We start from the raw sequence: 12,607 nt of genomic DNA, 5'->3' as shown, positions 1-12,607 counted from the left end.
GGCCCGCTTCAAGTTTCAAAGCCGTTGTGTCGAAAATGCATGGAGCTTCGTCATGAACACCCAATTCCCAGTTCCAGAACTATGGGAACGCACGGTCGGCGACATAGCCGCAACGCTGCCTGGCGCCACCGCCGTTTTCCGCAAATTCAAGATCGACTTCTGCTGCAATGGCGATCTCACCCTCGATGGCGCCGCGCACCGGCGCGGAGTCGATCCCGACGACCTTGAGCGCGCGTTGGAGGCACTTGGTACCGACACTGCGGGTACAGCGGCGCCGGCTGCGATGGACAGCGATGAACTGATCAACCACATCGAAGCCTGCTACCACGAAGCGCACCGGCGCGCTCTGCCCGAGCTCATTGCACTGTCGCGTAAGGTTGAGGCGGTGCATCGCGAACATCCGAAGGTGCCGGCCGGCCTTTCGGATGCGTTACGGCAGTTGCAGAGCGAACTGGAGCAACACATGGCCAAGGAAGAGGCCATTCTGTTTCCAGCAATGCGGCAGTGGGGCAAAGGCAAGTTCGATATCCCGATTTCGGAACTGCGGCACGAGCACGACGACCAAGGCACCTTGCTTCGGCTCCTCGAAAGCCTCACCGGCGACTTCGTCACGCCCGACGGAGCCTGCCGCTCCTGGCAGGCGCTCTACGTCGGCACGGCTCAGTTTGCCGAAGACCTGATGGAACACATCCACTTGGAGAACAACATCCTGTTCCCGCGGTTCGCGGCAACGGAAGGCCGCGTCTAGCCGCCTAACGTCGACGACGACTGCAGCTACGCGGATCGCATAGCGAATCCTCGGCTGATGGTCTTGGTACTGAGGTAGCCACCGTGTTGTCGTCAGCACCAACTCGCTGTGGACCAACGCGCCTTTCCAGTTCGTCCAACCTGTCCCTGATGTCGTTGGCATCGGCCAGGTCTTCGCCCTGCCCTATCCTAGTTTGGCCTGATCTCACGACGGCCAATGGCGTGGCGGAAATGCCTAGTGGCGGTCGCTAAAATAGCTACGGGCTCGCGATAACACTTCCTCAGCGGTGACCGCATCGACAAATTCCACGCCAACGACACGACCCTCGGCCTTCTGACGGCATATGCGCTCGAGCAAGCCGACACAGCTCGATCTATTTCCGATTATAATCCATTTCTTCCGAGCTTCCAGAAAGCCAAGAACCTCCCCGAAGAAATCATCGTCTCGACGTTGGCCTTTCTGACCATCATGCGTCAGCCGCATGTCACCGATGAATTCAGGTTCTCCAGCGACTGACGGCGTTGCAGCGTCTTCAAAAAGGAACACTTTTGCTGTTCGGAATTCCAGCCACACAACAGCGTGATCGATTGACATGCCCTACCCCAGCTATCCTACGAGATATCCGGTGTGGGCGCTTGCCGCGCATTTGATATCGTTCGGCGGCATCGGCAGTGAACAGGCATGGAAGGGATGCACGGCCAGAAAGCGCAGGCGCACCCTAGGCTTCGGACCGAGTGCAATACCACAGTGGCTTAGATGCACCTCCATGACCATTGTCCCTCAACTCAATCCAGCGAGGACTCGCACGGGTATTGGCGGCAAATCTGTCAGTTCAGTGCCCAGGGCATCATTGACGGCGTTGACCACGGCCGCCGCGACCGGGATTGTCGCGATCTCTCCGACGGCTTTGGCGCCGAAGGGGCCGGTCGGCTCACCCTCTTCGGTGAGCAGGACACGCATCGGCGGCATCTCGGAGGCATTGGCCAATGTATAGCGGCTGAAGCTGTCGCCACGCATTCGACCAGTGACAGGGTCGATCGCAACATCCTCGTAAAGGGCATATCCGATACCGATCTGGATTCCCCCATGGAGTTGGCCTTCCACCAGCATGGGGTTGATCGCTCGGCCGACGTCATGGGCGGCTAGATAATCTGTCACGCGTACGCGACCGGCGAGTCCGTCGACCTCCACCTCAGCAAAATGCGCTGCGTATGAGCCTGAATTGGCCTGGGCGCGATAGGTCTCGGTCGCCGTGGGCAGTTCCGCCCCGCGGACCGTCAAGCGGGCAGCGAGTTCTGAAAGCGCCAGGCCCGAGCCGTCCGGGCGGCGCACTGCGCCCGCCTCCAGCCTCAATTCATCAACTTCTGTATTCAATTCCAGGACCGCCGCAGCCCGGATCACTTCCGAGAGTGCCACGCCTGCAAGTCGGATTGCTTCGCCGCAGATATAGGTCATGCGACTGGCCCGTGTGCCGAGATCATATGGACAGCTATCGGTGTCGGCGGGAACGATGGCAATGTCGCACGCCCTAAGACCCAACGTCTCGCCCGTGATCTGCGCAAGCGTCGTGTCGGCCCCACAGCCGAGGTCGTGGAGCGCGCAGACGAGTTCCGCTCGCCCGTCGGGCAGGAGGCTCAACCTCGCCGTCGTTTCCTCGTGGAAACCGGGATAGCAGCCGTTGATGTGAGTGGCCGAGGCTACCCCCACTCCTCGCCGCCACCGGCCTCGTCCGGCATCCGTCTGCCTACGCGCCTGCCAGCCGAATGCATCGGCCCCGCGTAGCAGACATTCTCTCCCCCGAGCGTTGCCAACGTTGAGCCCTTGCCAAGGTTCAATCGCGTTAGGCTCAACCAGATTCCTCAGCCGCATCGCCACCGGATCCACCCCCAGCCGCCGCGCGGATATATCAAGCGTGATCTCGGCTATTGTGTGGATCTGGGGGGATCCGTAACCGCGAAAAGCGCCTGCCGGGGCGGTGTTGATGTAGACTGCGCGGCCCGTGTAGCGCTCGGCGGGAACGTCATAAAGCCGAACCAGTCTTTGAAGCATCGAACTGGGCAGATAGTTGCCGCCGGTGCAATAAGCGCCGATGTCCACCAGCGTCTCGGTGTCGCGCGCCAGGATTCGGCCGTCGGAGCTAAGCGCGATCCGCATCCGGCCGACAACGCTCGACCGCGTGCGGGTCGCGGTGAAGGTTTCATGCTGGTCGTAGCGGATCATGACAGGCCGCCCTAGTACCAGCGCAAAGAATGCACACAACGGATCGAGAATCGGCTCGGCCTTGCCGCCGAAGGAGTCGCCTATGGGAGTCTTCACTACGCGTATCTGATCTGGTGGCACTCCCAATGCCTGGACGACGACAGCCTGCACTCCAAAAACGCTCTGACACGGCGAAAGGATCAAGATTCGACCGTCGGATTCAGGCTTGGCAATACAGGCGTGAGGTTCAAGGGCACAGTGATGGCTGCGCGGAGTCGTGACATGTGTTTCCACCACCAGGTCAGCCGCCGCAAATCCGGCATCAAGATCGCCATGCGTAAAGCTCTCGTCGGCCACGGGGTTCATGAAAGCCGGGATGCCATCGTCCCGCATCGCTGGCCCGGCGTGACCGAGCGCAGCTTCAGGATCAAATATAGCGGGGAGATCTACATCTTCGACCGCCACCAACCGTGCGGCGTGCCGCGCGATCTCCTCCGTGTCCGCCACCACAGCCGCAACCCGGTCGCCAATATGGCGCACCACCGCCGGGAACATTCGCTCGTCTGCCAGCGCCTCCTGTCCGGCGAACCAGATCGAGCTGTTGTAGTATCGTGGGGGCGTGTTTTCATGCCAGAAGACAGCGTGTACGCCCTCAACCGCCAACGCGGATGCAGCATCGACACAGGCGACGCGGGCATGTGGATGCGGGCTGAAAACGAGCGCGCAGTGCAGCAATCCTTCGACATGCAAATCGGCCGCGAAGCGCAATGCGCCCGTGACCTTTGCCACACCGTCAACGAGCGGCACCCGATGGGAGATCTGGTTCATCCCGCTGCTTCCTCGAAGAGCCGATCCACGTGGGCTGAGCCCCAGGGCCTGCGCGATCAGGTCGAGGCCGAGTCCGGCGATCGCGCGGCGCTTGTATATCTGCGAATTCCGGCCGGGAATGGCCGTATCGACATCGTCGACTAACGCCGCAATGAAGTCGCGCAACGTGGCGGCACCGAGCTTACGGCCCGCGAGCGCCCCCTCTGCCTGGAGCAGTCTGCTAGAAACGGGACCAAGCGCTCCGGCTGCGATCCGCACGACACCGAAATGGTTGCTCTGAAACTCAGCCAGCAGTGCGAGATTGAGGCGCGAGATGGTCATGTCCTGCCGAGATCCGAGCTTGACGAAGGCGCTTCGCGGCAGAAGGCCGCTTGCTGGCAAGATCACTTCCGTAATCAGATGACCGGAGCTTGGAAGGTGTTCGCAGAGCGCGGCCTCGTGTTGTGTCCCGTCGTGCTTGAGCAGCACCAGTCTTGTTCCCGCGGCGACCAACACGGGCATCAAGTCGGCGGCTGGGGCGGCATTGGCGATGTTGCCACCGATGGTGGCCCGGTTGCGGATCTGGACAGACTCGCACTGTGCGGCAGCCTCGCAAAGGGCCGGAATTCGTACTCGCAGCCTGCAATCCGCGGCAAGCACCGCGACAGTGGTGGCACCTCCGATGCGAACATCCGAGCCATCCGTGGAAATGAAGGCCATGCCCGCCACACGGGCGAGATCAACCAGCAGTCCGATTTCGGGGAGCGGACGGCCCGCGATCAGCATGTCCGTCCCTCCGGCGACGAAATGCACCGGCCCCGCTTCCGCGGCGAGCGTCGCCCGCAACTCGGCCATGTCGACGGGCGCTGAGACCGTGAGCGCATTCATCGCCCTGCCCCCTGGCGAGCGGCGGCTGCGGTAGCGACCGCCTGCACGATGGTCTCGAAGCCGGTGCAGCGGCAGATATTGCCTGCTAGTGCATGGCGGATTTCGGCTTCACCTGGGCTGGGATTGGCATGTAAGAGTCCCTGGGCTGCCAGCAGCATTCCCGGCGTGCAGTAGCCGCATTGCACGGCACCCATCTTCAAGAAGGCCTGCTGCAGATCGTTGATGCCGCTCCCACAGAGTCCCTCGATGGTGGTGATCTCGCGCCCCGCGACTTGAAAGGCCAGCATCAGGCAGGAATCAACCGGCTGGCTATCCAGCAGCACCGTGCATGCGCCACACTCGCCTTCGCAACAGCCTTCCTTGACACCCGTCAGGCCAAGGACGTCGCGAAGAAAGCTGCTCAATCGCGAGATTGGCAAGATCTCAGTCTCGATCGCCTGACCGTTAACCTTCAGCGACATTCTCATGGCGAGGAACCTTCCTCGCCTTAGATGTTTCGAATGTTTGACCTAGGCGGCGGCCAGACCAGTCGGTGGCGACGAAAAAGAAACCTTGCAAAGTGCTGCCGGACGTTGGGCTGGTCATCAGCTGCCGCAGCAACAGTCGCAGCCAGACGATTGCGGTCTGCTGATTTCGACGCGCCAGACCTCCGGCCCTCGCTCAAGGTATTCCCAAGCGAATACACCGGGATATCTGGCCTCGATCTGATAGTGCAGAGGTCGTGGGTCGTGGTCGTTGACGATGATGAAAGAAGAACCCTCGACCAACGCGGCCGCTACCCCGAAGATTCGCGGGTGACGATCTATCGGGGCGATGGTCCGCACGTCGATCAAAAGTGTCGATGCAAGTTCTGGGTCTGCCATGTCGATTGGAATTCCCGGCCGCCAGAAACGTTGGAGCCAGGAGACGGCGGCGATGGTCGATCCCGGCGCGAAAATCTACCCCGTGGTCAGTCAGCCTATTTGTCGAAACGCAAACAATTCCGAGAATCCTGGAGGAATTGGGAAATTGCCGCTTGTCGGCATTCCGCAAAGAGCCGTACGGGCGAACGGCTAGCATGACTGACGCTCCGTCCGTCCTGAGAAAATAGATGCCCGTCCTTCGCGGTTGTACCAGTGACCCAACGGCTCCGCGTTCTCGCCGGCAGTGGGAGGCCAGGTACCTGTGCCGACTGACTGGCGATTTCTAAAGGTGAGCCAGTATCGCTTTTTCTCGATTATCTCGCAGTCTTGCGGGAGAAGACTCACTTGGCACCCGATCCTGGCAGAGCCGCCTGACAATGCGGGCAATTGGACTTGTACCTTTGCCGCCCATCCCCACTCCCCGATTTAAGACTTGACGTGCGTCCATAGAGTGTCTTGCGACAGAACATACGCGTCTACGCCATCGAGGCGTCGGACCGCACCGGCAATTGTCTCCACGTCCATCAAGCTGAAGGCGGTCGACAGTGCATCCGCAATCGTGGCAGTCGGCGCGACGACGCTCAGGCTCGCATAGCGTTGGGGAGTGGATCCGGTTCGCGGATCAATAATATGGGTGAACCGGCCGTCTTCATCGAACTGAAAGCCGGCCGGGCTCGAGGTGGCGACGGCGCTGTCCGTCAGCGGCAAGACTTTCAGAATCGAATCGGAATTGAAGGGATCAGTTATGCCAATGCGCCAAGGACGGTCCTCCGGCGCCGATCCGATCGCACGGCCCTCGCCCATGTTGACGAGCGCGTGCTCAACGCCGCCGGCACGCAGCAGATCGACAACCTTATCCGTTGCGTAACCCTGCGCGATGCCGTTGAGCGTGAGCGCCGACCCGGCCATCGGCAATTCTATGCGATCTTCCGAGTAGGCCAATCTGTCGAAGCCGACCCGATCAAGGGCCTCTTGCATGACCCGCCGCGACGGCCCGGCCGCAGTGGCTCCGGGATCGGAAAAGTGGCGTTGATAGGCCAGCCACAATGGCTGCACCGTAGGATCGAAGGCGCGCCCGGTAAGACGCCAGACGTCGTTGCAACGGCGAAGGATTTCGACGAGATCCGTTGCCGGCGAGACCAGGAATCCTTGGCGATTCAATCTCGAAAGGTCCGAATCCTCACGATAGAGGCTGAAAATCCTTTCCAAGCGGCGGACTTCGGCGGCAACTTGGTCAACGAGCCTCAAGGCCAAGGCTCGGTCGGGATGGTTGATCAGCAGCGTTGCCTGGGCGCCCATAGCTTCTCCGCGCCACGAGACGGCCGACGGTGTCGCCAGAGCTTTGCGACCGAGCGGAAGCAAGGCCATTCCAGCAGCCGCAGCAGTTATGCCAATGAATCGACGGCGAGACATATGGGAGATCATGGCGCCCTCAATTGACGTTGTCGGGATCAAGCGATTGCGGGTCCGAGCCCCGATCGGAAACCGTCTCAGACTCCTGCCCCAGAACGTAATCGCGCGGCAGGTCGGTGAAGTTCAGGACCTGGCCACCATGCTCGCTGGCAAAGGCCCGGGCGGATTCGCTGGAGGAGAAAGGCACCGCTTCCGCAGCTCCCATGCCGCCCTTTTTGTCGCTCCCGATGACGAAAAAGGCGTCCTTGGCATTCACCCAGTTGTTGATACCTGGATTATCCCAGTTGGGTGCTTTCGCCATGTCGGACACGTAGACCGCCCGTATGTCCTTGGGTTCCTCTGGCAGCATGGTAAAGGCGATCGTGTCGCGGGCCGAGGAGAACCAGATGGGCTCGTCATACTTGGCAAGGATAACCTGCCCTTTCGGGCCCGGATGTTCGAGGATGTTCATACCGCAATAGCGACCCATCGCATCTTCGGTCATGGCGAACGGCGCCGGCATCTTGTCCGGGCCGCGCTGACAGCCGGCTATGGCTATGAGGCTTCCGGCGAGGAGTCCCAGTCCCAAGCGCATCCTCACAACTCCCTCGTCGAAAATATGAAAGCGGCGGCGGCCATCGGCGCCACCGTCCACGCTGCTAGTGTCGCCACGAGCGACAAGGAACCGAGCCCGACACTCTGGACGGTTCCAGCCATGCCGGATGCCGAACTGATCTCGGCAGTGCCCATGAGATTCAGCAGCCTGTACGCATCGGTCGGATTAAGAAGAAGCAGGGCATTTAGCATGCCGGCGGTCACGAATCGCCCTTGATCGGCTACCAGCAATCCCAGCAACCCCATGTCGTAGATCAGCACAAACAGGAGCCAGATACCGATCGCGATCCCACTCGCGGTTCCGTGGTCGCGTGAGAGCGCGCTCACAAGATAGCCGATCGCCACAAACACGGCTCCGAGCAGCACCGATGAGGCCGTCATTGTTCCGAAGGCGAACCAACTGGCGCCGCCAATCGACTTTCCGGTCGCCGCCAGCGCAATCGCGGCAACGCCATACCCAATGAGGGTCGCAAATGCCAGGATCGCAAGATGGCCAAGGAACTTGCCGAGAAGCACTTGCCAACGCCGCACGGGATAGCTCAGCAACAACGTCATCGTGCCGCGCTCGATCTCGCCGACAATCGCATCATGGGAGATCAGTAAGGCGATGAGCGGAACGATGAATATGGTGAGGCTGGCCAGGCTCACCACGACAACGTCAAGAGCGCCGGCCCCGACATTGCCAGTTGGCGCACTGCCGAGAAACGTCAGGGTTAGCGCGAGCGCCGCCAACAGTGCTGTCGCTGCCACCACCCAGCGGTTTCGCAGCCCTTCGCGGATTTCCTTGACGGCCAGAAGCGCGATCGTACTCATGCTGATGGTCTCCCGCCGAGGAAATGGGCATAAAGTTCATCGAGGCCGGGCGGCACCATCTCGATGTCGTCGAATGGCACTTCGGCGCCGCCTGTCCGGCGCAGGAACGCGATCTTGCTATCGGGGGACGCGTCCAATTCGATGGTATGGCCGTTCACCTGCCGGAGATCCGGCCCATTTCCCATCCAGTCCCTGATGCGCTGGACGCCGCCGTCGGTAGCCCTCATCCGAATGACCGTCGGCAGGCGAGAGATCCGCCGCAATTCATCGAGCGACCCGTCCGCGATCTTCTTGCCTTCGTTCATTATAATGACGCGCGTGGCGTTTCCTTCGAGCTCGTTGAGGGCGTGCGACGACAGAAGGATCGTTGTCCCCGCATCCCGCATTTCACGCACGATCCGATAGAATTGCTGGCGCAGTTCTGGATCGAGGCCGGTGGTCGGCTCGTCCAGCAGAAGAACCCGCGGCGTTCCGATCAGCGCTTGCGCCAATCCCAGCCGCTGCCGCATGCCCTTCGAGTAAGTTCCAATGCGTCGGTCCGCAGCATGCGCAAGACCGATCCGATCCATCAGCTCGTTCACGGAGCGCGGGCTCTCGCCCTTCAATCCAACGTAGAATCGAAGCATTTCGCGGCCAGTCAGAACCGGATTGAACGAAACGTTCTCCGGCAGATAGCCAAGATGTCTGCGAACGGCGGAATTTCCGGCTGACGTATCCTGCCCCAGCACGGTCACGGAACCTGATGTGGGCCGGCTCAGCCCAAGCATGAGCTTGATCAGGGTTGTCTTGCCCGCACCGTTATGTCCAACGAGGGCGACGGTCTCAGCATCACTCAGTGCGAATGAAACGTCATCGACGGCCCTGACCCTGCCAAAGTGCCTGGCAACGGAGTTCAATTGAATGTTGACGCTCATGGGCTCTCCTTCGTGTCAGCCGGCTTCATCAGAGGATGGCTGTCGACGACGCCGCCGGGGAAGACTGCGGGAAATCGGGTCTGCGCCCAGCGGATCACCTGCACCGCGGGGCTGTTGACGAGAACCTTCGCCGCCGGCGCTGTCCAGAGCACTTTGTCGATCATATCGTTTGGTCGGTAGGAGTTGTCGCCGATACCGTCGCCGTTCAGGTCAAAAGCCGGGTTGTCGCTCCAGTAGTTACCTCGGCCGCCGCTCGACCACTCAAGGTAGCGCGTACCGACATATTTCACCTGGTTTCGATTGCGGATGAAGGCGTTACCGGCCATCTCGTTGCCTTCCGAACCGGCCGTAAAATGCACGCCGATCTCGCAACCCTCGAATCGATTGCCGCGAAAGCGGTTCTTGTTTGCATTGTAGATGAACACGCACTTCTCGGGGCCTAGGCGGGTAATGGCCCCTGTCGGAGTCACCACCCTGTCCGCGTCGGCCACAGGAAGTCCGTCCGTGTCGGCGAAACGCTGTCCGTTGCTCGCCCATCTTCCGATCGGCTGCCTTCGGCCGCGAACCACGTTGCCGCTTATTTCTGAGCCATTGGCATAATTGAGCAGCAGCCCGTTGTCGCGGTCGCCGTCGGACAAATTGCCCGTGACCCGCAGCCTACTGGAATACATGATGGCGTAGCCAACAACATTGCCGACTGAAACGTTGTCACTGATCACGCTGTCGTTTGTGTACATGTAATGGATGGCGAACCGCACATCGTGGAAGGTGTTCGCGCTGAATTCATTGTGTTTGCTGGCAGTCGCAAAAATGCCATCGCGTCCAAAGCTGATCTGGTTGCCGACGACCTTGGCGCCTGGCGCGTTCCAGACGGAGACGCCATTTCCAGCCTGGTTCGTCCGCCCTGTGCGCATGCCCTCTATGCGGTTACCCCTAGCGACGGCGCCCGCAGCGCCATGGAGATATATTCCGTAGAGGTTGCCGAGGATCGTGTTTCCCTCGACCATCACGCCCTTGGCCGTCTCTTTCACGAACACGCCGGCGTCCATCGCATCCAAGTCGGACCCAGAACCAACAATCTCCAAATCGCGCACCGCAGCATTCGCGGCCTCGACGGTGATCACGTTGCCCTGGCCATCACCCTCGACGATTGCGCCCGCCTGGCCTTGCAGGGTCACCCGTTTGTTGATGGATACAGGACCGCGATGTCTGCCGACTGCGAGCAACAGCACGTCGCCGGGGGCGGCGGCATCGACGGTCGTTTGAAGGGGCGTCTCATCGGCCGGCACGGCGATTTCCGCCGCCCCGGCATCGTTACCAGGAATGGCGACGAGAAACGCCGCCATTCCCAAAGTTCCGAGGGTGGCCAATCGAGCCATGCTGTCACGCCGCCTGCGGCTCGACGAACATGCGGCCCTGCATCTCCATGTGCATGGCATGACAGAACCAGGAGCAGTAATACCAGTAGACGCCTGCGCGGTCGGCCGTGAACGTCACCGAAGCAGTTGCCTGGGACGCTACTTCCATGTTGATCCCGTAGTTGACGATTGCGAAGCCATGGGTGAGGTCTTCCACCTCATCGATATTGGTGACGTAGACCGTGACCTCGTCGCCTTGCTTGACGGAGAAGCTCTCCAGTCCGAACGCCGGTGCAGCCGACGTCATGTAGACGCGAACCTTGTTTCCGTCGCGGATGACTTCGCTATCCGCCAGCAGGTCAATGCCGTCAGCAACTGCCTGTTTTACCGCGTCAGCGAAGAACGGGTCCGCCCGATCCCATGCGCTGACGGGGTTTATTTTCGACCGGTGAACCAGCGTTGCGTCATGTGGTTCGGCAAAGCTCGGCCCGTCATGGACGAGCGCCATGGTATCCCCCGAGATATCGATGAGCTGGTCGTTCTCAGGCTTGAGCGGGCCGACGTTGAGGAACCGGTCCTTGGAGAACTTGTTGAGGGAGATGAGCCATTTGCCGTCCGCCTCCTTCGTCTGCCCCATCGAGGAATGGTTGTGGCCGGGCTGATAATGGACGTCGAGCTTTTGGCGGATCGGATCGACCTTCTCGCCGGCGAAGGAGCGCTTGGCATCGTCGATATTCCATTTGCAGATCTGGCTGTCGATGAACAAGGTGGTGTAGGCATTGCCCCGGCCATCGAAAGCCGTGTGCAACGGCCCAAGACCGAGCTGGGGTTCGGCCACGACGGCATCGCGGGGCTGGATCTTGTCGTCGAAGAGATCGTCGAACTTGCGCACATCGAAAACCGTGCAGGTGGGCGACAGCTTGCCGTTGGCCACCACATGGATTCCGTCTGGCGCGGTATTGATGCCATGCGGGCTGTTCGGAACGGGAACGTAGCGCGTGTAGGGCGAACCGTGGCGTCCGTCGATGACCGGCACGCCGCCGATTTCCTTGAAATCACCCTTGGCGACGGCTTGCTCGATGCGCTTGAGATTGAAGATGACGACCCAATCCTGCTCTTTCGCCATCGTCTCGGCCAAATTGACACCTTCTTCGGAATTGTAGCAGGTGGCATAACAATATTTGCCCTGGTAGTCGGCATCGACGTTGTCGAGATTGCCGTCGACCATCACCTGCCATGCGACCTTCATTGTCTCCCCGTCAACGGCGGTGAAGATGGCGTGGTACTTCGTCTTGTCGTCGAGGACTTTACCGTCGTTCGGGATCGGCACCCGGTCCTCGCCATTGCAGAAAACGTAGCCTGTCTTCGGATATTTCTGGACGCGCAGCCCGTGCACGGTGTGCTGGTTCGGCAGCTGGATGATCTTGTCGCATTTCATCACGTCGAGGCGGATACGGGCCACGCGGGTATTGGCCTTGTCATTCGCGAACAGGTAGCGGCCGTCATAGGTGCCATCCGTAAACGAGAGGTGCGGGTGATGAAGATCGCCGTTGAGGTAGATGCCGCCCTTGTCCTTCAGGAATTCCTTGGTTTGCGGCAGCAGCCCTTCGGTCAGCACCTTGCGGCTTTCGTTGGTCAGGCCCCATCCGGTCGCGCTGCAGCGGTTGAAGACGGGGATCCGCATCAGTTCGCGCATCGAAGGCGCACCGACAATGCGGACTTCGCCGCTTTGGCCGCTCGAAAAGAACACATAATATTCATCGAGCTCGCCTGGCATGACCTCGAACTTTTGCCCTCCAGACGCAGCGCTCTGTGCCGCAGCCGGCGACACCATGCTTCCGCCCAATGTCAGCGTGCCGCCAATGCCCGATGCGCCGGCGGCCGCCACGATTGCCGACGTACCCAACAGCTGGCGCCTGCTCAGGGTTCTCTTGCGGTCTTCTTCCGACATATTCCGTCTCCTTCTGGTTG

At 60.7% G+C, this 12,607-nt stretch carries 11 protein-coding genes; 1 reads left to right on the top strand and 10 read right to left on the bottom strand.

Going from position 1 to position 12,607, the window contains the following annotated elements; translation table 11 throughout:
• The first annotated feature begins 52 nt into the window (after nucleotides 1-52).
• A complete protein-coding gene (ric, locus tag FJ972_RS28830) occupies nucleotides 53-748 on the top strand; it encodes an iron-sulfur cluster repair di-iron protein (RefSeq protein WP_140523391.1) in 696 nt (231 codons plus the stop codon).
• A gap of 234 nt (nucleotides 749-982) precedes the next feature.
• On the opposite strand, the gene FJ972_RS28825 is transcribed toward ric, so the two are convergent.
• From FJ972_RS28825 to nosZ, 10 genes are all read right to left on the bottom strand, one after another.
• On the bottom strand, nucleotides 983-1,342 hold the full coding sequence (locus FJ972_RS28825) for a hypothetical protein (RefSeq protein WP_140522844.1): 360 nt from the start codon (nucleotides 1,340-1,342) through the stop codon (nucleotides 983-985).
• A gap of 186 nt (nucleotides 1,343-1,528) precedes the next feature.
• The gene (locus FJ972_RS28820) at nucleotides 1,529-4,642 is read right to left on the bottom strand and encodes a molybdopterin cofactor-binding domain-containing protein (protein WP_140522846.1); all 3,114 of its coding nucleotides are present in this window, start codon (nucleotides 4,640-4,642) and stop codon (nucleotides 1,529-1,531) included.
• The gene (locus FJ972_RS28815; protein WP_140522848.1) at nucleotides 4,639-5,109 is read right to left on the bottom strand and encodes a (2Fe-2S)-binding protein; all 471 of its coding nucleotides are present in this window, start codon (nucleotides 5,107-5,109) and stop codon (nucleotides 4,639-4,641) included. Before FJ972_RS28815 ends, FJ972_RS28820 begins: the two co-directional genes overlap by 4 nt.
• Nucleotides 5,110-5,226: 117 nt before the next feature.
• Nucleotides 5,227-5,505, bottom strand: a complete 279-nt coding sequence (locus tag FJ972_RS28810; RefSeq protein ID WP_140522850.1) for a DUF2249 domain-containing protein — start codon at nucleotides 5,503-5,505, stop codon at nucleotides 5,227-5,229.
• 465 nt (nucleotides 5,506-5,970) lie between these two features.
• Nucleotides 5,971-6,843, bottom strand: a complete 873-nt coding sequence (locus FJ972_RS28805; RefSeq protein ID WP_224656233.1) for an FAD:protein FMN transferase — start codon at nucleotides 6,841-6,843, stop codon at nucleotides 5,971-5,973.
• Nucleotides 6,844-6,976: 133 nt separating this feature from the next.
• Nucleotides 6,977-7,531, bottom strand: coding sequence for a nitrous oxide reductase accessory protein NosL (locus FJ972_RS28800; RefSeq protein ID WP_140522854.1), 555 nt, complete (start codon nucleotides 7,529-7,531; stop codon nucleotides 6,977-6,979).
• 2 nt (nucleotides 7,532-7,533) lie between these two features.
• On the bottom strand, nucleotides 7,534-8,364 hold the full coding sequence (locus FJ972_RS28795; RefSeq protein WP_140522856.1) for an ABC transporter permease: 831 nt from the start codon (nucleotides 8,362-8,364) through the stop codon (nucleotides 7,534-7,536).
• On the bottom strand, nucleotides 8,361-9,278 hold the full coding sequence (locus tag FJ972_RS28790) for an ABC transporter ATP-binding protein (RefSeq protein WP_140522858.1): 918 nt from the start codon (nucleotides 9,276-9,278) through the stop codon (nucleotides 8,361-8,363). Before FJ972_RS28790 ends, FJ972_RS28795 begins: the two co-directional genes overlap by 4 nt.
• Nucleotides 9,275-10,624, bottom strand: coding sequence for a nitrous oxide reductase family maturation protein NosD (locus FJ972_RS28785; RefSeq protein WP_140522860.1), 1,350 nt, complete (start codon nucleotides 10,622-10,624; stop codon nucleotides 9,275-9,277). The genes FJ972_RS28790 and FJ972_RS28785 overlap by 4 nt, the downstream gene beginning before the upstream one ends.
• A gap of 37 nt (nucleotides 10,625-10,661) precedes the next feature.
• Nucleotides 10,662-12,587, bottom strand: a complete 1,926-nt coding sequence (gene nosZ, locus FJ972_RS28780) for a TAT-dependent nitrous-oxide reductase (RefSeq protein WP_140522862.1) — start codon at nucleotides 12,585-12,587, stop codon at nucleotides 10,662-10,664.
• Nucleotides 12,588-12,607 lie beyond the last annotated feature (20 nt).

Source organism: Mesorhizobium sp. B2-1-1 (genome assembly GCF_006442975.2).
Classification (GTDB): Bacteria; Pseudomonadota; Alphaproteobacteria; order Rhizobiales; family Rhizobiaceae; genus Mesorhizobium.
This window is presented reverse-complemented; position numbering and strand designations above follow the sequence as displayed.

Excerpts from the sequence above, each read along its gene's own strand:
- ric (WP_140523391.1), top strand. The coding sequence starts at position 53 with ATGAACACCCAATTCCCAGTTCCAGAACTATGGGAACGCACGGTCGGC.
- FJ972_RS28815 (WP_140522848.1), bottom strand. The coding sequence starts at position 5,109 with ATGAGAATGTCGCTGAAGGTTAACGGTCAGGCGATCGAGACTGAGATC.
- FJ972_RS28785 (WP_140522860.1), bottom strand. The coding sequence starts at position 10,624 with ATGGCGGCGTTTCTCGTCGCCATTCCTGGTAACGATGCCGGGGCGGCG.
- FJ972_RS28790 (WP_140522858.1), bottom strand. The coding sequence starts at position 9,278 with ATGAGCGTCAACATTCAATTGAACTCCGTTGCCAGGCACTTTGGCAGG.
- FJ972_RS28795 (WP_140522856.1), bottom strand. The coding sequence starts at position 8,364 with ATGAGTACGATCGCGCTTCTGGCCGTCAAGGAAATCCGCGAAGGGCTG.
- FJ972_RS28800 (WP_140522854.1), bottom strand. The coding sequence starts at position 7,531 with ATGCGCTTGGGACTGGGACTCCTCGCCGGAAGCCTCATAGCCATAGCC.
- FJ972_RS28825 (WP_140522844.1), bottom strand. The coding sequence starts at position 1,342 with ATGTCAATCGATCACGCTGTTGTGTGGCTGGAATTCCGAACAGCAAAA.
- FJ972_RS28820 (WP_140522846.1), bottom strand. The coding sequence starts at position 4,642 with ATGAATGCGCTCACGGTCTCAGCGCCCGTCGACATGGCCGAGTTGCGG.
- FJ972_RS28810 (WP_140522850.1), bottom strand. The coding sequence starts at position 5,505 with ATGGCAGACCCAGAACTTGCATCGACACTTTTGATCGACGTGCGGACC.
- nosZ (WP_140522862.1), bottom strand. The coding sequence starts at position 12,587 with ATGTCGGAAGAAGACCGCAAGAGAACCCTGAGCAGGCGCCAGCTGTTG.
- FJ972_RS28805 (WP_224656233.1), bottom strand. The coding sequence starts at position 6,843 with ATGGGCGCCCAGGCAACGCTGCTGATCAACCATCCCGACCGAGCCTTG.